This is a genomic window from Arthrobacter sp. B0316-1-20 (assembly GCF_059091865.1).
In genome coordinates, this window is sequence record NZ_JBNHHC010000059.1 from 1 (window position 1) to 19902 (window position 19902).

The 19902-nt window shown below is 64.2% G+C and carries 20 protein-coding genes; 6 read left to right on the plus strand and 14 right to left on the minus strand.

Translation table 11 applies throughout. The features are described from left to right. The 8 genes from AC5RW2_RS36740 to AC5RW2_RS36775 all read right to left on the minus strand — a co-directional run. On the minus strand, window positions 1-291 hold a 291-nt coding region (locus tag AC5RW2_RS36740), incomplete at its 3' end, for an alcohol dehydrogenase catalytic domain-containing protein (RefSeq protein WP_494075107.1). Continuing rightward, complete coding sequence (locus tag AC5RW2_RS36745; protein WP_494032600.1) at window positions 288-1031, minus strand: cyclase family protein; 744 nt, start codon at window positions 1029-1031, stop codon at window positions 288-290. The genes AC5RW2_RS36745 and AC5RW2_RS36740, both read right to left, overlap by 4 nt. A gap of 14 nt (window positions 1032-1045) precedes the next feature. Next, a complete protein-coding gene (locus AC5RW2_RS36750; protein WP_494032601.1) occupies window positions 1046-2767 on the minus strand; it encodes a thiamine pyrophosphate-binding protein in 1722 nt (573 codons plus the stop codon). Between the two features lie 56 nt (window positions 2768-2823). Continuing rightward, window positions 2824-3003, minus strand: a complete 180-nt coding sequence (locus AC5RW2_RS36755) for a hypothetical protein (protein ID WP_494032602.1) — start codon at window positions 3001-3003, stop codon at window positions 2824-2826. 8 nt (window positions 3004-3011) lie between these two features. Further along, complete coding sequence (locus tag AC5RW2_RS36760) at window positions 3012-4736, minus strand: acetolactate synthase catalytic subunit (protein ID WP_494032603.1); 1725 nt, start codon at window positions 4734-4736, stop codon at window positions 3012-3014. Then, a complete protein-coding gene (locus AC5RW2_RS36765) occupies window positions 4733-6247 on the minus strand; it encodes a tripartite tricarboxylate transporter permease (RefSeq protein WP_494032618.1) in 1515 nt (504 codons plus the stop codon). Before AC5RW2_RS36765 ends, AC5RW2_RS36760 begins: the two co-directional genes overlap by 4 nt. Before the next feature lie 16 nt (window positions 6248-6263). Then, entirely contained in the window at window positions 6264-6788 is a 525-nt protein-coding gene (locus AC5RW2_RS36770) for a tripartite tricarboxylate transporter TctB family protein (protein ID WP_494032604.1), read from the minus strand. A 16-nt stretch (window positions 6789-6804) separates the two neighbouring features. After that, window positions 6805-7800 (minus strand): tripartite tricarboxylate transporter substrate binding protein, encoded by a 996-nt coding sequence (locus tag AC5RW2_RS36775; protein WP_494032605.1) that lies wholly within the window; start codon window positions 7798-7800, stop codon window positions 6805-6807. A gap of 265 nt (window positions 7801-8065) precedes the next feature. Between AC5RW2_RS36775 and AC5RW2_RS36780 the strand changes: the two genes are divergently transcribed. After that, on the plus strand, window positions 8066-8944 hold the full coding sequence (locus AC5RW2_RS36780) for a LysR family transcriptional regulator (protein WP_494032606.1): 879 nt from the start codon (window positions 8066-8068) through the stop codon (window positions 8942-8944). On the opposite strand, the gene AC5RW2_RS36785 is transcribed toward AC5RW2_RS36780, so the two are convergent. Next, window positions 8939-9925, minus strand: a complete 987-nt coding sequence (locus tag AC5RW2_RS36785) for an NAD(P)H-quinone oxidoreductase (RefSeq protein WP_494032607.1) — start codon at window positions 9923-9925, stop codon at window positions 8939-8941. The genes AC5RW2_RS36780 and AC5RW2_RS36785 overlap by 6 nt on opposite strands. A 163-nt stretch (window positions 9926-10088) precedes the next feature. Here AC5RW2_RS36785 and AC5RW2_RS36790 point away from each other — a divergent pair, with 163 nt between their 5' ends. After that, window positions 10089-10244 carry a hypothetical protein gene (locus tag AC5RW2_RS36790; protein WP_494032608.1) on the plus strand — a complete coding sequence of 52 codons (156 nt, stop codon included), beginning with the start codon at window positions 10089-10091 and terminating at the stop codon, window positions 10242-10244. Between the two features lie 115 nt (window positions 10245-10359). Here AC5RW2_RS36790 and tsaB read toward each other — a convergent pair whose 3' ends face one another. The 5 genes from tsaB to AC5RW2_RS36815 all read right to left on the minus strand — a co-directional run bounded on the left by tsaB (window position 10360) and on the right by AC5RW2_RS36815 (window position 14521). Continuing rightward, window positions 10360-10959, minus strand: coding sequence for a tRNA (adenosine(37)-N6)-threonylcarbamoyltransferase complex dimerization subunit type 1 TsaB (tsaB, locus tag AC5RW2_RS36795; RefSeq protein ID WP_494032609.1), 600 nt, complete (start codon window positions 10957-10959; stop codon window positions 10360-10362). Beyond that, window positions 10959-11534, minus strand: a complete 576-nt coding sequence (locus AC5RW2_RS36800) for a flavin reductase family protein (protein WP_494032610.1) — start codon at window positions 11532-11534, stop codon at window positions 10959-10961. Before AC5RW2_RS36800 ends, tsaB begins: the two co-directional genes overlap by 1 nt. 124 nt (window positions 11535-11658) lie before the next feature. Beyond that, window positions 11659-12654, minus strand: a complete 996-nt coding sequence (locus AC5RW2_RS36805) for a zinc-binding dehydrogenase (RefSeq protein ID WP_494032611.1) — start codon at window positions 12652-12654, stop codon at window positions 11659-11661. Beyond that, window positions 12654-13454 carry an SDR family NAD(P)-dependent oxidoreductase gene (locus AC5RW2_RS36810; RefSeq protein WP_494032612.1) on the minus strand — a complete coding sequence of 267 codons (801 nt, stop codon included), beginning with the start codon at window positions 13452-13454 and terminating at the stop codon, window positions 12654-12656. Before AC5RW2_RS36810 ends, AC5RW2_RS36805 begins: the two co-directional genes overlap by 1 nt. Next, window positions 13451-14521, minus strand: a complete 1071-nt coding sequence (locus AC5RW2_RS36815; protein ID WP_494032613.1) for a zinc-dependent alcohol dehydrogenase — start codon at window positions 14519-14521, stop codon at window positions 13451-13453. The genes AC5RW2_RS36810 and AC5RW2_RS36815 overlap by 4 nt, the downstream gene beginning before the upstream one ends. 513 nt (window positions 14522-15034) lie before the next feature. On the opposite strand from AC5RW2_RS36815, the gene AC5RW2_RS36820 reads away from it, so the two are divergent. From AC5RW2_RS36820 to AC5RW2_RS36835, 4 genes are all read left to right on the plus strand, one after another. Next, complete coding sequence (locus AC5RW2_RS36820; protein ID WP_494032614.1) at window positions 15035-15811, plus strand: SDR family NAD(P)-dependent oxidoreductase; 777 nt, start codon at window positions 15035-15037, stop codon at window positions 15809-15811. A gap of 54 nt (window positions 15812-15865) precedes the next feature. Beyond that, complete coding sequence (locus tag AC5RW2_RS36825; protein WP_494032615.1) at window positions 15866-17209, plus strand: MFS transporter; 1344 nt, start codon at window positions 15866-15868, stop codon at window positions 17207-17209. Next, window positions 17206-18417 carry an LLM class flavin-dependent oxidoreductase gene (locus tag AC5RW2_RS36830; RefSeq protein ID WP_494032616.1) on the plus strand — a complete coding sequence of 404 codons (1212 nt, stop codon included), beginning with the start codon at window positions 17206-17208 and terminating at the stop codon, window positions 18415-18417. The genes AC5RW2_RS36825 and AC5RW2_RS36830 overlap by 4 nt, the downstream gene beginning before the upstream one ends. A 112-nt stretch (window positions 18418-18529) precedes the next feature. Continuing rightward, a complete protein-coding gene (locus AC5RW2_RS36835; RefSeq protein WP_494032617.1) occupies window positions 18530-19078 on the plus strand; it encodes a MarR family winged helix-turn-helix transcriptional regulator in 549 nt (182 codons plus the stop codon). Window positions 19079-19902 lie beyond the last annotated feature (824 nt).

Sequence of the window (19902 nt, forward strand, 5' to 3'; positions counted from 1 at the left end):
CCCCCCCCCCCCCTTCCCGGCGGCCCCCCCCCCCCCCGTTGGCCCCCCGGGCGCCCCGCGGCGGGGGGCCCGCGCCTCGACGATCGTGCCCGTGATCTCATGCCCGAGCACCGCGGGGAGGAACGACTCCAGCCAGTGATACTCGGGGATCCATTCATAGGCATGCAGATCGCTGCCGCAGATGCCGACCGTGTCGACCCGGACGAGCACGTCGTCTCCCGTGCGCTTGGGAACCGGGAGATCGATCAGCGAGACACCGGGCTCCGCGCAATCCTTGACGACCGAGATCATGGCACGACCGCCACGGCTCGGATCGGGCTGCCGCTGCCTCCCTCGAAGGGCAGTGGCAGCCCAAGGAAATCGAATCGACTCACCGGGATGTTGGCGAGATTGCGCAGGTTCTCGATGATCGCGATGATCTTCGCCTTCGGCAGGCCATGCGATGCCGGCTTGAGGAAGTTCATGTGCACGGGCGACTCACGCGCCCCCTCCACCGTCTCGACCGTCGAGTTATCGATCCCGACCGTGCGGACATCACGCGCGCGCAGCCACTCCCCCGATTCCTTCGTGAGGCCCATGTGGTCGCTCAGGTACGCCTGCGGATCCGTGTCCGCGAGATCGGACCATCCTGTGTGAATGAGGACGATGTCGCCGGCGGACACCGTTTCACCGGACTCCCGTTCGGCGCGCTCGAGCATCTCGGGAGTGACGTGAGCACGCGGCGCCTTCGCGAAGCTGACGTCGAGACGCACAGCAGTGCCGTGACCGTGCTCGAGCGCCATCTGGTCGGCTCCGATCCCTTCCGGGTCGCCATGCCACGGTGAATCCATGTGCGTCCCGGTATTCCCGTTCAGCACCCACTGCTCATTCGCGAAGGACAGCTGCGAGCCGTCGTACGGATTGCGCCTGTCCGAATTGGCATACATCCAGTGGTTCAGCGAACCGGCGAGCCACACGGGCGTGGGCCCGTGGAACGGATGCCCGATCATGCCCTCGCGAAGGACATGAGTCAGATCTATCAGAGTCGACATGCTGTTCTCCTTCCTCAGTAGGATGCGGCCAGCGGGGCGACGCCGCCACCAGACATCGACTTGATGACTGGGGTCTCGAACGGCGAGCTGAGGACCTCGATCACTGTCGGCCGGTCAGTGACGTCGAGTGCCTCGACGAACGCCTTCTCGAAATCTTCGATGGTTGAAACGCGCCATGTTCGGGCACCGAGCCCCGCGGCGCAGGCCGCGTAGTCAACCTCGGAGAAGTCCTGCGACACCCAGGCATCGGGATACCGTCGCAGGGCGACGTGCTTGTTCCAACCGAGAACGGCGTTGTTGAGGACGATCGACACGATCGGCATCTCGAAGCGCGTGAGCACCTCGATCTCGTTCAGGGAGTAGCCCCACCCCCCGTCTCCGGCGAGGCAGACGACGCGGGCGGAGGAGCCCATGTCCTTGAGCGCGAACGCCGTCCCGATCGCGGCCGGAAGGCCCCAGCCCAGCGGGGCGACGCCGCGCGGCGCGAGCAGCCGACGACCGGGGTTGTCGACGCGCCAACGCGTGCCGATCCAGCCCGAGGACAGGCTCGCGTCGGTCACGATCACATCGTCCTCGGCGATCCGCTCTCCAATGATCTTCACGACGTCCTGCGGCTTGACCTGGTCCTCGTCGCGCTCCGCCTTAAATGTCGGTTCGTCGGCCCACCACGCTTCGGCGGTGCGGGCGAGGTGGTCGAGATCCCACTCGGACGAGCGTGCGCAGACACCGGCCGAGAGGAGCGCCTCAATGCCGAGCTTAACGTCGCCGACCAAGGGCAAGGTGTTCGTCCAGTTGCGGCCGATCTCCTCGGCATCGACATCGAGGTGGATCACGGTGGCGTCAGCACTCGGCAGGTCGTAGCCAACCGTCGCGGACTGACCGAGCTTCGAACCGAGCACCAGCACCACGTCCGCCGTGCCGAGAACCTCGTTGGCGAGGGGGACTCCGAACGAGCCGATGATGCCAACCGCACGCCGGTCCTTCTCCGACACAATGCCCTTGCCGCTGATCGTGGTCGCCACGGGGATGTCGAGCACATCGACGAGCTCACGCACCTGGTCGCCTGCCCCTGAGAGATGTGCGCCGCCGCCGACGAGGATCGCCGGGTTCTTCGCGGCGGCGAGCGCCGCCACGGCGGCTTCGATGTCGCCCGGAGCGGGGACGCTGCGAGAGCGAGGGAAAGCGGCGAGTGATGGATCCTGCACGACCTCCGTCGCGTCGACCGCGGCGGAGAACACGTCGTCGGGAACCTCGATCAGCACGGGGCCGGGACGCCCCGTCGTGGCGATACGCAAAGCCTGGGCGAAGACGTCGTCCAGCGCCTCCGGCGTCTCCACGCGGCCATACCACTTCACGCAGGGCTCGAGGAAGGCCTTCTGGTCGGCGCCCTGCGCGGCGTTTCCGAGACGCCGGCGGTGCTCCCAGTGACGCGGAATGTCCGCGATGACGGTCACCATCGGAATGGACGCGGCCTTTGCCTCAACTAGACCCGAGACCAGGTTCGTCGCGCCCGGTCCCACCGTCGCATCGCATGCGGCGACGACGCCCCGCAAGCGCGCATAGGCGTCAGCCGCGAACGATGCGCTACGCTCATCACGCATCAGCACATGCTGGAAGTCGTCGGTGTTCACCGCCATGCCGTGGTAGTACGGGGCGGTCTGGCCGCCAGGGCATCCGAAGCCGGTCTTGATTCCAGCGCCGATCATCAACGAAACGAGACGTTCACCGACGTCCATAGTGTTACTCTCCTTCTTGTATGTACTGCTGCTGTAGATCCGTGATGGGTCGCTGCTCATCGCTCGTCCCATTCGGGGAGCGGGATCATGTCGGGCTCGCCAATGCCGAGGTCGAGAGGGGCCACCGGAACGAGCTCGCCGCCCTCCCACTGGCTGGTGATCCAGCCGACGCGCTCATTCTGACCGCGGTCATCGAACTTGACACCGTCCCCATCGAATTCCCAAGTAAGCGGCATTTCTGATTTCAGACCTTCGGGTTGGCGGCGAGCACAGCGGCTCGCTCATCCCAGGCCGTAATCGGCGGATTCGCGTTCGGTGACGCGAGCACATCGACGAGGACCGGACCATCGTGCGCCATCGCGTCCTTCAAGGCCGGCCCGAGATCGGCGGCATCGCTCACGCGCGCCCATCGGGCTCCCACTGCCTCGGCGATCTTCGTATGATCAACAGGGGCGAAGTCGGTCGCGGAGGTGAACGCGCCGAACTTCACGAGCTCGGCGTGCCTCTGGAATCCGAGGATGCCGTTGTTGATGACGACCACGGTGACCGGCAGATTCTCTCTGACCGCGGTCTCCATCTCGGCCCAGACGTGCCCGAACCCACCGTCTCCCGTCAGACACACCACACGTGCACCGGGATCCGCGACCTGCGCGCCGAGCGCCATCGGGAACCCCCACCCGAGACCCGCGAGGCCGCGCGGTGTGAGGAACCGCTGCCCGGCCCTCTTCGCCGTCATGAAATACGTGGTCCACAACGTCGCATAGCTCGCGTCAGCCACAAGCACCGTGTCACCGTCTGCGAGCTCGTCGATCGTCGCGGCAATCTGCTGCGGCAGGATCCCGCCGTCCGGGACGCTCGGGAACTCGGCGCGAATCGGCATCCGAGCGAGCCGACGCTCGACTGACTCGCGACCATTCGCCAGGTGGCGCAGCTTTCGCCCGGCGAGTGCCGCACGCAGATCGGCGAGAGCGAGTGCGGCGTCGCCGACGAGCGGGAGAGCAGGATAGTTCCGCCCCACCTCGACTCCGTCGACATCGATGTGCACATAGGTCGCGTTGTCCGGCAGGAGCCGCCACGAATCGGTGCCGTTCTCGTTCGTCCGCGTGCCGACGAGGAGGACCACGTCGGCGTCACGCAGGAACGACACCGCGGGTCTCTGCGGAGATCCCTCCCCCATCGCATTGCCGATGACTCCGAGCGTGAGCGGGTGGCACTCATCGACCGCGCCCTTGCCCATGTTCGTCGTAGCAACAGGGATGGCGAACTCCTCCTGCAGAGCGACAAGCTCATTAACGGCGCCAGAGAGATGGACGCCGCCACCGGCAAGGATCAGGGGATGGCGTGCCTCCGCGAGCGCGGTGGCGGCGGCCTCCACCGAAGTGGCATCGGGACGGGTTCGATCGAGGGGGAAGGTTGCGAGCGAGCGAAGTGGCTCCCGTGCCTCGGGTGCCTCTGTGCCCAGAATGTCCGAGGGCAGCAGAAGGACGACCGGCCCCGGCCGCCCTGTCGTCGCGGTACGGAGCGCCGCCTCGACATACTCCTGGGTCCGTGCCGGGTCGGTCAGTGTGTTGATCGACTTCGCGACGCCGCGGAAGAGTGCATGGTGATCAAATTCCTGGAAGGCGTTCTTGTCACGGAGCGACGTCGGCACCTCCTGCACGAGCGCCAGCATCGGGATCGATACCTTGAGAGCTTCCGCCATTGGCGGAACGAGCAGCGTCGCCGCTGGGCCGTTCTGCGCGCCGATCACGCCGATGCGTCGGGTAATTCGCGCATACGCGTCGGCCATCGCGCCACCCGCGTTCTCCGTGCGGTACGCGATTTGGCGAATGCCGTGCCGCTCTGCCGCCAGGAAGAACTTGGAGGGCAGGCTCTGCCCGAAGACCTCCGTGATGCCGTGCGCTAGAAGCGTCCGCGCGATGGTGTCCGCGACGGTGTTGACTGCGTGGTCGTTCGATGAGGTGGTCATGCCTTCTCTTTCGTGAGAATTCGTGCTGCGTTGCGGGTCTGCACGCGCTTGAAGATATTCGCCAGAATGATCACGGCGATCGTGACGATGATGATCGAGCCGGAGATCGGGCGCAGGACGAACTGTGTCGCATCGCCGTCGAAGATGAGGAGGGAGCGCAGCACGGCGTCTTCAAGCATCGATCCGAGCACGAACGCGAGCACGAGAGGGCCGGGTTCAAAGCCGTACTTGCGCATGAGCCAGCCGACCACCCCGAACGCGAGCACGATCCACATGTCGAAGAACGAGTTGCCGAGGCTGTAGACGCCGAGCATTGCGACGGCGACGGCGAGGGGCGCGAGGATGCTGGATCGCAGACGCAGGATCCGCACGAAAACTCCGACGAGGGGAAGCGCGAGGAGGAGCAGGAACAGGTTCCCCACCCACATCGAATTGACGACTCCCCAGAACATGTCGGGGTGGTCCTCGATCATCTTCGGACCGGGCGTGACGCCCTGGATGAGGAGCGCTCCGTACAGAACGGCGAGCACCGCGTTGGCCGGCAGGCCGAGGGTGAGAAGCGGGATGAACGCGGCGGTCGCTCCGGCGTTGTTCGCGGTCTCGGGGCCGGCAACGCCTTCGATGGCGCCGCGCCCGAACCGCGACGGATCCTTTGCGACCTTCTTCTCCGTCGAGTACGACAGCAGTGACGACAGCGTTGCACCACCGCCGGGTATCAGCCCGATCACGAACCCGAGGACCGTTCCGCGCGCGATCGCCCACTTGGACTGCGCCCAGTCGCTGGCGGTGACCCGCACGTTCGAGACCTTGACGGCCATCGCCGATCCTGCCGCACGCTGCTCGATCATGTGGAAGATCTCGCCGAGGCCGAAGAGGCCCATGGCGATTGTGACGAAGTCGATCCCGTCGGACAGCTCGAGGTTGCCGCCGGAGAAACGCTCCATCCCCGAGAATGGGTCCATACCGATTGTGGCCAACCAGAGGCCGAGACCCGCCGCGACAAGCCCCCGGACCGGCGAGCCGCTCGAGAGCCCTGCAACCATGAGGATGCCGGCGAGCGCAAGCGCGGCGAACTCCGGTGGGCCGAACTTGAGCGCGATCGAGGCCACGATCGGAGCGAGGAACGTGAGACCGAGTACGGCGACGGTCCCGCCGATGAACGAGCCGATCGCGGCGATCCCGAGCGCCGACCCCGCGCGCCCCTGGCGCGCCATCTGGTAGCCGTCGAGCACCGTGATGACCGACGTCGCCTCGCCCGGGAGGCGCAGCAGGACCGATGTGATCGTTCCGCCGTACTGGGTCCCGTAGTAGATGCCGGCCAGCATGATTACGGCTGCGACGGGTTCGATTCCATACGTCAGCGGCAGCAGCACGGACATCGTGGCGACCGGGCCGAGGCCGGGCAGCACTCCCACCACCATGCCGAGGAGTGCGCCGATCAGGCAGAAGAGCAGGTTCTCCGGCTCCAGGACGGTAATGAATCCGTCGAGGATGGGCGCGAAATAATCCATCATCTCGTCTCGATTCCTAGAAGAGTCGGGGCAGGTTCAGCCCCAGTGCGGTAACGAAGAGGAGGTAGAAGGCCACGGTGGCTCCGACGGACACAGCCGCCGTCATGAGCCAGCGTTCACCCCCGAGGACCTTGAGCCAAAGTGCGAGGAGGAGGACCATGGGGAACTCGAACCCGATGAGCGGCATCGCGACGATGAACGCACCGACACTGCCTGCGGCGATCAGGACGATCCACGAGCGATGCGACATCCGTTCCTCGTCCTCGGCGGGCGGCGACGTCCACGACAGAGCGCCCGCGACGAGCACGAGGATGCCGCAGATCAGCGGCCACAGACCGGGCCCGGGGCGCATCACCGTGCCCAGCGGCAACTGCAGCGAGAGCGCGATGCAGACAGCGCCGAGCGCGATCGGGACGACACGCCGGTATACGGGGTAGCGCCCCGTCCAACTGGTCTCAGCGTCGAGTTCCTCGTCGTCGACGACGGCCTGACCCTCTTCCACCTCGTGACCCCGCGCGACGGGCTTCATCTCATTGCTCATATGGCACTCCCCGGACTCACTGGGAGATGTCGAGTTCGTCGAACAGGTGCTCCATCGACGCGCGAAGCTCGGGAACCATTCCTTCGAGCCACTCCGTGCCGTCCTGGTACTCAGGCTCGACGAGATAGTTATCGGCGACGAAGGTCTGGAAGCCCTCGCTCTCGCGCGCGCTCTCGGCGGCCTCCACGAGAGTCTCGCGCACGTCCTCCGGCAGTCCATCGGGCGCGACGAGTGCGAAGCGGCCGACGAACGCCTGCGTGTCGACACCCGAGTCCACGAGCGTCGGCAGATCAGGTGTCTGCGGGACCGGCGTCGCTGACGTCACTGCAAGGCCCGTGACGCTGCCTCCCTCGACCTGCGGTGCAGCGATGTTGAAATCGGCGGCCGCGATGTCGACCTGGCCACCGGCCGCGGCGGTGACGACCTCCTGCGCCGATTCGAATGGGATCGCCTCTGCCTCGACGCCCGACTTCGCGAGCAAGTCCGCGACCGCAAGGTGTGTGTTGCTACCCACTGCGGTCACCCCGTAAGTGACGCGCCCCTCGGCGTTCATCAGATCCTCCAGCGTCGCGTACTCGCTGTCGTTGGCGGTCACGAGCATGTATGGCTGGTCTGCGAGCCCGGCGATTCCATCGAAGTCCTCCGGGGTGTACGGAACGCTCTGTGTCATCGGCGTGGTGACAAACGTCGTAGACGTACCGAGGAAGAGGGTGTGGCCGTCGGGCGCGGCTCCGGCGACTTCCGTGGCGGCCACCGCGGTGTTGGACCCCGGCTTGTTCACGACGACGATCGTCGTGCCCTCGAGATTTTTCTCGAGCTCGGCGGCGAAGGCGCGTCCGATCAGATCTGTCGCGCCCCCGGCGCTGAACGGCACGACCAGTTCGATCGTGCCCGAGGGGAAATCGTCACCCGAGCCGCCGGCCGAGTCACCGCCCGTGACGCCAGCACATCCGGCCAACATCATGGTCGAGGCGACTAATGCCACGCCGCCCAGGGCAGAACACTTCATCATTTCATGACTCCTTTGTCTCGATGCTGATTCATCTCGATGCTGCTTCGCTGCAGGCATCCGTGCGCACACTGTCGTCCGCACTGCGTCGGCCACGGGACAGACCGACAGGTGGATTGGATTGGCTGGCGGCCGCTTGAGGAACAGTCAACTGGACACTCCGCACCCGGTCAAATAGAAAAGGGCAATCGTTTCATAAGCATTTGCAATCGACAGTAGGATGGTTCGAAGGCTGTGCCCGACACGGACAACGAGGAGGCGGGGCACCATGGACCTGAAGCGTCTAAGTTACTTCCTGACACTGGCCCGCACGCTGCACTTCGGGAAGGCGGCCGAGCAACTGCACATCAGCCAGCCCGGACTCTCCCAACAGATCCGCAAGCTCGAGCAGGAGCTGGGGGCGGTCCTGCTCACGCGTGGCCGTCCGACTCAGTTAACCCCTGCCGGCGCGACACTCGCAGAGTCGGCGCACGCGCTCCTCGAGCACGAGGAGCGCGTGTTAACTGAGGTTCGCCGTGTCGCCAGCGGCGAGCAGGGGTTGCTGCGCCTCGCCTTGTCTCGCTCCGCGCCCACCTATCTGGGCCACGATCTCGTCGAGCAGTTCCGGCGCGCGCACCCCAGCTTCGACGTGCAGATCGAGTCCGCGTGGTCGAGTTACAACCTCGAGCTCGTGCGCTCCGGCAAGGTCGATGCCGCGATAATGCTGCTTCCGTTGACAGACGACGCCGGCATCGATTCCCTCGAGCTCGCGCGCATTGAACTGGCTGCAATTCTGCCCACAGGGCACCGTCTGGCGCGCTCTCGTCGAAAGATCACGCTCGAGGAGATCCGGTCCGAGCCTTATGTTGCCTGGCCGCGTGACCAGGCTCCCGGTGCATGGGACCGGCTGATGAGCATCATGTGGCAAGGCATCGAACCACTTACGTCCCGTATAGAACCCGACCTCGAGCGCATGATCGCAGCGGTGCGCGACGGACACGGATTCGCTGTGGCCACGCAAGCTCGAGCACGCCAGCTGCGCCGTCCCGGCGTCACGGTGCGCAACTTCGCAAAGCCCGAGCCCGACTACATTTACGGCCTCTGCTGGCTGGAGGGCGACCGCCGCCCCGTGGTCCGCGCATTGATTGACACCGTCCGAAATTTATGACGGCACGACGTCGAGCAGAACCTTTCCGATATGGCGGCTCTCAGCGACCAGACGGTGCGCTTCCTGCACCTCGGACCAGGGGAGGCTTCTGTCGATCACCGGAGTAATCACCCCGGCCTCGATGAGCGGCCATGCCTCGTCGCGGACACCACAGATAATCTCCGCTTTCTCTGCCAGCGGTCGTGAACGGAGTGCGGCTCCGATGATCGAAGCTCGCTTGGCCATCAACGTACGGATATCGAACGCCGTGACCGGATCCTCCTGGATGCCCAGACAGATGAGCCGACCGCCCCGGGCAAGCGCCGTCAGATTCCGTTGCGTGTAGCTCCCGCCGATCAGATCGAGAACGACATCAACTCCGCGTCCGTCGGTCACACGCATCACCTCTTCGGCGAAGTCGTGTGTCCGATAGTTGATCGTGACTTCGGCGCCGAGTTCTCGACAGCGCAAAGCTTTTGCTTCGCTGCCAGCCGTCGCCAGCACGCGCGCGCCGCGCGCGGCAGCGAGCTGGATGGCGGTTGTGCCGATTCCACTGCTGCCACCGTGGACGAGCAACGACTCTCCCGCGCACAGCTGCGCCATCATGAACACCGTCGACCACACCGTAGCGCACGCCTCTGGCAATGCCGCCGCGTCACGGGTGCTCACGCCACTCGGCACACGAAGGATCTGCGCCGCCGGCACCGCGACCTTCTCGGCATAGCCGCCGCCGGCGAGGAGCGCACACACCTCGTCGCCCGCGCGCCACTCTGTCACCTGAGAACCGACCGCCACGATGCGACCGGAGCATTCCATCCCGATGATCGTCGAGGCCCCTGCCGGAGGCGGGTAGAAGCCCTCCCGTTGGCGCAGGTCGGCTCGATTGATTCCGGCCGCGATGACCTCGACGAGAACCTCGTCGGCCGCGACAGCCGGTTCATCCACCTCATCGATCCTCATGACCTCAGGACCACCGAACCCCTCTGTCACCACCGCACGCATACGCTGCCCCTTATCTTGTTAGTTCCTTCTCATTCTGTAGGGATGTTGGCTTACCGGTGTCGTTGCGCGCACAAGCGGGATGGCTGGGCTTCGGCTCCGGCTCTGGCTTTGGGGCTGTGGTTGCCCAGACTTCAAATCCTTCTTCTCTATTAAAAAGCCGTCGGTGGTCAACGCCATCGTGTCGGATCCACAGGATCTGGTCGTCTTCGGTGACCATATCCATCCGGCCGTGCCGGATCGATTTGCCCTTAAGCCGTATCTCGACGACCTGGCCCACGAGGGGTTGCCATTCGTGTTGAAGATGCAGCATTGCTCCTGAGCTTTCGTTTCGTTGTATGGCCGCGAGAACGACCGGACCTGGACTATTTGGGGTTCGGCGCGATTGCGTCCTTCCGACTCGGAAAAACTCGTGCCGCCAGGAAGCCGCGTCGAGTTTAGGGGCGGGTCACCATGTCGGATGTCGGGCTTACATAGGCTTCTCTTCGGGCGAAGGGGCGGCCGCCGGCAAACAGCCGCTCGGCGAGCATCCCCACTGCCCCCGCGCTGACCTCTGGGATATCAATGCGGGGGCCGTCGAAGTTTGCGCCGGGGTCGATGGTGTCGCCTGTTAGCGCAAAGGCTGGATCACTTAGCCGGCTGGGTAACCCTAGCTGTGGATCAGGCGGGCCGTATGTAGTCCACGCGCTCATGCCGTCGCCGGCGTCGGTGACGATAAGGGCCGGGTGAGGCCTATCGAGCATCATGGCGTCGTGACTGATTACTCGCACGACCGGTTTGCCGATCGCGCAAGCGAATCCATGAGCTGCGGCGATTCCTATGTGGACATTGCGGCCCGGCCCTGGTCCGATGCCGACGGCGACACCGCTGAGCGTGGCGGATTCGGTCTCACTCAGCGTGAGTGCCTGTGCGATCAACGGGCCGATCACGGCAGCGTGATCGACTTCGTCGCTCTCGTTGATTTCGGTCAGGATGCCTCGGTCCCGGTCCACGATGGCCACGCTTGTGCCGAGCGAGGTGTCGATAGCGAGCAGCATTAGAGCTTGGAGGCGTCGTTGAGCACGTGCCATGTGCGGTTGTGGTACACAAGAGGGCGGGCGAATCGGGCGTCCGCTTCGTCGCTGTCGGCCGCGGGAGCGCTGGAGCTGAGTGCTTCGACGACAAAAACGGTCGAAGAGCCCGCTTCCATGCGGTTGATGATGCGGCCGCGGATCCAGGCGTGGGCGCCGGGGTAGACCGGTTCGCCCGTGGGGAGCCTGGTCCAGAGCCCGTTGGGGAATCGGTCGACGCCGCTGGTCGCGGCGAGTTGGGCGAGTTCGAGTTGGTCGGCGCCGGGTATGTGCACGACGACCGTTTCAGCCGCTCGGATGGTGGGGGTGCTCGATGACGAGGCAGAGGCCGAGAAGACCAGAAGCGGCGGTTCGGCGCTGACGGAGAAGACTGAGGTGACGGTCATTGCCACCGGGCCAGCGCCGGCGTCTGCGGTGACGATAGCAACCCCGGCGGGGTGGTTGCGGAACGCAGCCTTAAATGCTTCCGGTCCGAGGACATCGGTGTCGACGTTGGGAGCGACCGAGACGGCAGTGACGTCATCGGTTCTGATGGTCTTCATGGTGGTCTCCTTCTAGCACGCGTTCCGCGTGGTCGTTGGGCTGTCAGTATTCAAGGGGCGATCGATAGAACCGGATGCGGCGACCGCCGCCCGGCTTGGGGGGCACGGCTCGGAAGCGAGCAGATCAGCGGGTGATGACGACTTTGCCGTCACGGCCGCCCTGCGCGGCGAGGGTTAGCGCCTGGCGTATTTCTCCGAGGCCGAATCGCGCCGCGATCGGCACGGTGATGCTTCCCTCCCGAATGATTTCGAGGGCTTCGTTGCCGATGTTCCGCAGGAGCTCCGGGGAGGCCCGGCCCATCGAGCGGGGCATCCAGAACCCCTCGACGCTCACATCATTGAATACGATGAGCCGCGTATCAACGTGTACGGGCTCGCCGGAGAGCAGGCCGTAGGTCACTACCCTCCCGCCGGTGCCCAGCGACTCAGCCAGGCGACCGGTGCTTGCTCCGCCGATTGCGTCGATCGCGATCTTGGGCCGCGTTCCGCCTGTTGCTTCGAGCACGCGGGTGTCCAGGTCATCGCCGTCGACAATTACTGGGCCGTTCATGATCCCGTCGATTTTGCGGGCGCTTTCGACACTGCGCACAACATTGACTACTGAGACCCCCCGCCGGGCGGCGACGGCGTCAAGGACCCGGGCGTATGCCGAGTTGCCGGCATTCTGGATGAGCCAGTCACCCGGTGCTACCTCCGGCCATTCATGGAACATCAGGAGGACAGCCTGTACGTTGACGAAGCTCACGGCGAACGTGTCGACATCGAGGCCGGGCGGCAGGACGAGTGCACTGTCGGCGGGGAGCAGGGTGTAGTCGCTGAAGACCGTCCTGCTGCCGGCAAGAGACACTAGGGTCCCCGAGGGAACCACGGATGTCGCGCCCCCCACGACCCGGCCAACTCCTTCGATTCCAGCCGAACGCGGCAGCTCGGGCTGAGTGTCGCGATAGCCGTACATTCCCTGCAGCATCAGGATCTCGGCGGGATTGACGGGGGCCAGAACGAGCTCGACAAGGAGCTCGTTTCCGCCGGGAGCCGGTATAGGGGTTTCGACGATCTCGGCGACCGTTGCCGGGTCGCCCGTTGAGCGCTGCACGATGGTGCGATTCATCCTCCCGCTCATCAGTGCACCTCGATTCCGCCGTCGACGTTCACGGCCTGACCGGTGATGAGCGACGCGTCACTTGACAGCAGGAAACGCACCGCGGCCGCAATGTCCTCCACGCGGGTCGCCCGCTGAAGCGGTGTCGATGCCCTCACCGTGGCCATGAACGCGTCATAGTTACTCGCCCCTGCTTCGGCCAAGGCGGGGGTGTTCGCAGCGACCCAGGAGCCCGTCGCTTCCCACATGGGCGTCCAAACGAGGCCGGGACACACGGCGTTCACCGTGACACCCTGAGGGCCGAGGGCGGCTGCGGCTGACTGCGTAAGTGCGATGACGGCCGCTTTCGAGGCGCAGTAGTCGGCGAGATTCGCGCTGCCGCGCTTGCCGGCGATGCTCGCCATGTTGACGATGCGGCCCGAACCGCGTCCGGCCATCGCCGACCCCACGCGCTGGCTCAGGATGAACGTTGCCGTCACATTGATCGCGAAGGTTTTCTCCCACTGCCGAAGCTCGAGGTCGGCGAACTGCGACATCAGGCCGACGCCGGCCACGTTGACGAGCCCATCGACCGCTTGCAGCGAATCGGCGAGGTCGTAGACCTCCGAGGCCACCGAAAGATCGCATATGCGGGTCTGTACGTCAACGCCGGTGGCGCGCAGCTTCGCGGCTACGTCATTAAGGCGCTCGGCCTGGCGGTCGACGAGCACGAGATTTTCGCCGTCGGCAGCTATGCGGTGCGCGACGGCCTCGCCGATGCCTTGAGCGGCGCCGGTCACGGCGATGGTGCGAGTGGAAGCTTCGCTGGCGTTGCCCATCATCGCTGGCCGATCGTGATGACAGTCTTCATGATGTCGCGCTGAGTGGTCGCATCGTCGAACGCGTCCTGCAGCTCGTCGATCCCGCGCACGCGGTCGACCAAGTCGCCGGTAACGACGAGTCCGCGGTCCAGCAGATCGATCGCTGCCGCGAAGTCCCCGGCGAGGGAACCGATGATCTTCGGCTGCTTGTGCACGATCTTCGTGGTGTCCACGGGTGCCGCAACTTCCGGCAGGCCGACGAAGGCGATGGTGCCGCCGGAGCGGACCATCTCAAATGATTGCGTTACCGCCGACGGCGCTCCGGAGACCTCGATGACCACATCCGCCATCGCGCCTTCGTTGAAGGCGTAGCGCCCAACGCCCAGCTCGCTTTTCACCCACTCGATCGCATCGCCCGAGCGTGCGTCGAAAGCGGCGTCGGCGCCGTGGTCAAGCGCGGCCTGGACGCGCAGGGGGTTGATGTCGATCACGACGACGCGTTCGGCCCCGTGCGCCTTGGCGATCTGCATGCAGGCGTTTCCAATCAGCCCCGCACCGAGAACCACAACTTTGGAGCCCGGGCCGATACCCGCGGCCCGCACGGCAGCCGCAGCGACTGCGACCGGTTCGATCGTCGCCGCACTCATGTCGTCGATACTCTCGGGTACCTCGAAAATGTTAAGACCTAGTTGAGCGCGTTCGATTACGACGAACTCCGCGAAGGCACCTGCCCGCCCGTAGCCAATCGACCGGGAAAAAATGTCAGGACAAAGCCCGTACTCGCCACGCTCGCACCAGAAGCAGGCCCCGCAGTTGCCGATAGTAAAACCGGCCACGCGCAATCCCTCGGGAATGTCGGTTACTTCGAGCCCCGAACGCTCCACGGTGCCAACGAACTCGTGCCCCATCACCTGACCGGGCTCGACGTACATGCCCTTCTTGAACGAGTGCAGATCAGAGCCGCAAATTCCGCACGCCGTAACGCGCACGAGAACATCACGAGGGCCCAGCTCGGGCACCTCTATACTCTCGAAAGTGATCGCCCCGGGCCCGCGGAAAACGGCGGCATTCATTGTTTGGATTGTCATGTGAACTCCCTCGTTCAATCATTGAAAACTTGAACCAGCCAGAATTGCGTCCAGCACCTACTGGTCGACTAGTGTCCTGCAGACATCAAATTTGATGATGCGAAGACACTAACTCTCTAAGTGCCGGATGTCGATAGTTTTGCGATTTTTACTTCCGAGACGCTGTCCGGAGCCCATAAAGTCGCCCTGGGCTCTCGTGGCGGGTCCTGCACCGCAGGGCCATAAGGCGCCGGAAAACGCACGAGGCCGTCCAAGCGGGGAGTGCGGTAGTCCTCGGCGAGGATTATGCGTTCGATGGACGCAGGGCGGATGAAGGTCGGCGCAGCTGCCGGGGTCCATTTCGCCACCAGGGAAGAAACTTAGTGATATTAAGAAATTACATCTAGTGTGTGAGGGACATTACATGTAGTGTCTTCTCGACATCAGTTTTGGTGTCTTCAAGACACTAAGTTCCCCGTGCCTGTTAGCTGCGATGACCGCGGCAATTTTATGAGGGGACGAAAGGGGAAATTCGTGGACACTCGTCTAAAAGGTTCGATCGTCTTCGTGACAGGAGCCGCCAGCGGCCAGGGAAAGGCGACCGTGCGGCTGTTCGCCGAAGAGGGTGCGACGGTCATCGTGGCAGATCGGCACGGTGCTGCGGCAGAGCAGACGGCCGATGAGCTACGGAGCTCCGGCCACTCTGCGATGGCAGTCAAGGTCGACGTCTCCGACGCAGCGGCCGTTCGTGCAGCGTTCGACACGGTCGTCGAGGAGTACGGCCGGGTCGACGTGCTCGTCAACAACGCGGCCGTCGGATTCAGTGAGAACTCGCGCCTCACGATGGCTAATGTGGTCGACACGCCGCTCGAGCACTGGAACGCCATTCTCGCGATCAACCTCACCGGCCCGGCACTCTGCGCCAAGGCGGTCCTGCCCCTGATGGCCGAACAGGGCTCTGGCGTAATCATCAACATCGCTTCCATCAACGGGCTCGTCGGTCTTACCGGAGCCGACGCCTACACAGCCACCAAAGGGGGACTGATCGCGCTTACCCGCTCGATTGCTGCCGAGTGGTCCGACCGGGGCATCCGGGTGAATTGCATCTGTCCGGGCGGGGTCGATACCCCGATGATCGCGCAGATCCTCGAAAACCCCGAGGCCAAGGACGCGCTCTCTGGCCAAAGCCCGATGGGCCGGTTAGCCACCCCGGAGGAGATCGCTGCGGTCTCGGTGTTCCTTGCCTCACCGGTGGCCGGATACGTCAACGGGGCCGTGCTGCCCGTCGACGGCGGCTACACCGCCGTCTGATGCCGATGCCGCCATCCGCTCTACCAATGCAATGACTAAATCAAAGGAGATTCAATGTCAGCTTTATCCACCTTCAGACCCGACAGATTGCTAGCGGGCAAACGCGGGTTACTGTTCGTCATCATCCTGATAGTGAACTTCGTCGTCTGGCTCGACGTGGCCAAGTTCGGCCTCCTGAACCCGTTCTGGGCGGCGGATCTCGGTCTCACCCCTGACCAGATCGCGCAGGCCTCGGCCAGCTACCTGCTCGGCTACTTCCCAATGCTGCTGATCGCGGGCGTGCTCGCCGACCGGTTCGGTGCGAAACGGATGCTCGTCATCTGCGTCGCCGGCGTCACGGTGATGTCGGCATCAACGGGAATGGTGACGAACTACGATGAGCTTTACTGGCGCAACCTGGTCTTCGGTGTCTTCTTCGGATTCCTCTGGGCGCCGAGCCAGCGCCTCATCTCGAACTGGTATCCCGGCACGATGAGCCCGAAGGCCACCGCGGTCTGGATGAGCTCTACGCTCCTCCCTCACATCCTCGCGCCGCTGATCGCCTACCCTCTTGCCACCGCCTTCGGCTGGCGCGAGGCCTTCTACGTGATTTCCGCGCTCGGCGTGCCCGCCCTGGTGCTCCTCGTCATCTTCATCGCCGAAGTGCCAGAAAAGCTACGTGGCATCAGCGCCGACGAGAGGGACGCCATCCGCCGTGGATTCGAAGGGACCACGAAGCCGCGACTCAAGCTAGGGGAGGTGCTGAAGGCGCTGAAGAAGCCGAGCATCGTCACGATGGGGATCGCCACGGCGTTCGCCACCTCGGCTACCTGGCTCTCGGGCACCTGGGTGCCCTACGGCCTGATCACTCTCGAGCAGGTCGATGCAAACCTCGTCGCCCTGGCGATGCCGTTGATGGCCCTCGTTCCCGTGGGTGTCGGCCTCCTGCACGGCAAGCTGGTCGAACGGTTCTTCCACTCCCGCACAAAGCCCTGGCTTGTCATCGGCCCGCTCTGCGGTGTGATCGGTTACGGGTACTCCGCCCTAGTCCCGGACTCACCTTGGTTCCTCTGGGCCTTCATGATTGCGGGCTTCGCCTACCTATGCGATCCGTTCTTCTGGGGCACTGTAAACAGCTACTGGGCGGGCATCGCCCGTCCCGAGGTCACCGGCACGCTCAACGGCATCGCAGCGGCGGCGCAGGTGGCAGTGGGCTGGTTCATCGTAAGCAACAGCGGCAGCTGGATCGATACGAACGCTACCGGTCTCGCCCAGCTCAGCCCGATCTGGCTGGTGGGTGCCGGCATCTTCGCCTTCGCCATCATCCCCGTGCTCATCTCCAAAGAAGTGCGCCTGCGCAAAATCAGCGCAAGCGACGCAACAGAACCAGACACCATCACAGAAAGGACAGGAGTATGACAACGCTCCCAACACCGGAGACCTTCGATCCCGCCACAATCAACTTCGGTATCTTCCAGGCTCCGTACCACCCCCTCAACGGCAACCCCACCCTACAGATACGACGCGACATCCAGCTCGCCCAGGTCGCCGACGAGCTCGGCTTCGACGAATACTGGATGGGCGAGCACCACTCCAGCGGGATCGAAAACATTCCCTCGCCGGAGGTTTTCATAGCCGCCGCCGCCGAACGCACCTCCCGCATCACCTTCGGCACCGGAGTAATCTCGCTGCCCTACCACCACCCCCTGCTCGTCGCCGACCGGATCGCCCAGCTCGATCACCAGACGAACGGCCGGGTAATCCTCGGCGTCGGACCGGGCAAGCTGCCGGTCGACGCGATCATGATGGGCATCGACCCCGTAAATCAGCGCCGGATGCAGGGTGAGTCCCTCGAGGCGATCACCCGGCTGCTCCGCGGCGAAGTCGTGAACATGGAGACAGACTGGTTCACGCTGAAGGACGGCCGGGCACAATTGCTCCCGGTCCGCCCGCAGGGACTTGAGATTGCGGTAGCCTCCACCATCTCGCCCTCCGGATCGGTACTGGCGGCAAAACACGGCGCCTCACTCTTCTCGCTCGCCGCCGGCGACAAGGCCGGCTTCGACGCCCTCGACCGTAACTGGGACGTCTACGAGAAGGAGTCGCTGGCCAACGGCTACGACGCTTCCCGGTCGAACTGGCGTGTCGTCACACCGATGTTCCTCGCCGAAAGCCGCGAGGAGGCCGACCGGGCCATCCGCCGCAAGGTGCTGCATCATACTGACTACTTGGAGCAGGTCTCCGACACAAAGTTCCCCTGGGCACGGGATCCGCAGTCAGCGATCGAACAGCTCAGAGGTGAGGGCTGGCCTTCATTCGGCTCGGCCGTGATCGGCACCCCCGACGAGGCCATCGAAGCCATCGAAGCCATGATCGAGAAGACCGGTGGATTCGGCAGCTTCCTGGTAATCAACTACGACATGGCCGACTGGGACGCAACGAAAAAATCCTACGAGCTTTTCGCCGAGGAGGTCATCCCGCACTTCCGCCGCTCGAACCGGGCACGGGTTGCGAGCCTGGAATACCACAACGCCCACGCCGAGGAACTCGGCGCCGGGCATGTCGCCGCTATCACCAAGGCAACTACCGAGTACTACGGCGAAGGAGTCGCGGTGCAGGTGCGCTGACCGCTATCAGGCTGACCGCCCATCGGGACGAACGACGCCGCCCTGTCGTTGGCGGCGTCGTTCGTCCCGAGTGCCTATACTCGATAGGTGCGAACTCATCATGAAGGCCTAAATGTCTGAGAGAGAACGCCCGTTGGGGGCGTCACGGGATTCGATATTTCCGGGCGTCAATGAGATCCCGTACCGCTCCGATATCCTTGCCGCCCTCGGTGCGATTAAGACGATCTGGGCGATGCCGGAGTACACCCTCAGTATCGCTCACCTCGCGATGCCCGACCTTGACCTCGGCGAGAGCAACGTGCTCTGGGCACTCGGCTACCGAGGCCCGCTCCGACCGATGGATCTCGCGGACTTGTTTGCCATGCGCCGCTCAAATGTGAGTAAGGTGCTGAACCGGCTGGAGGAGCGCGGATTTATCGAAAGGCGAAGCGAGACGAGCGACAAGCGCTCGATCCGGATTCACCTGACCGAGACCGGTGAACATGCCTCGCGCCGGCTCTACGCGGCAGGTGATATGCAGATCACAGAACTCACCAAAGGGTGGACCGAGGAGGAGATCCAAAACTTCGCGGTTTACGCGGCCCGTTTCGCCGAAAACGCAAGAGATCTCGCCGAGCGACTGCGGCGCGGGGAGATCCCGAGCCTGCCGGACGAGAACTAGCACTGGCCGACCCTTGTCGGCCGGCTTTTGACCTCCCCTACCGCTGGTCGCGACCAGGGAGGATGCGGCGTCCTTCAAGGATGCTGCCCTTGGGTGTTCCCTGCTCATTTCCGGTCCACGACTCACGGTCTTATTCCTGCCCTGCCGAATGATCGTCCGCCCTTCCTCACAGGGGTTTGGCAGTTTCGTGCGGGTCGGGGAAGGCTGCTTGCTCGTTCGATCCACGTTGATGAGCCCGCCGTTTTCCCTGCCCCAAGCAACCCCGTTTTATCTGAAGGAAGATCCGTGGGAGGGTGTGCCTAGCGCATCAGCATGCACCGACCACGAAGTTCAGAGCGTTGATCCGTTCGAAGAACATCGCGTCGTTCGATTTTCTGCCCGACGCACACACAGACAAAACCGGGAGCGCGGCGCGAAAATGATCCAAGGAGATACCCCGCCGGCGCCGTTTAAGGCGGGGTATTTTCCTGCGCGGTGGCTACCCTTCCCCGAAGTGTGCATGTACGGCACGAGCAGCCGACGGCCGCCAGAATGTTAGCGGCCCTGCTGCCTCCAATGCCTCCGAACCGCCTTAGGCTAAAGCCAGATCAGTCCGATGAAAGGGGCACTGCTGATGATCACCCTTGCCGCGACCAGGAACCCTGACCTCTTCCACGTGATATGCCGCCAATGCTTTTGGACTCCCGGTACACCCATGGGCTGGGAGGATGCCAGCGATGCTGGTGCGTGTCAATGGCCATTGGTTTCTGCCCACGGGCGGCCAGTTGATGTGCCCGCTGGTGGCCAGTAAAACTGCCCGATGATGGCCAACAGATCTGCCCACT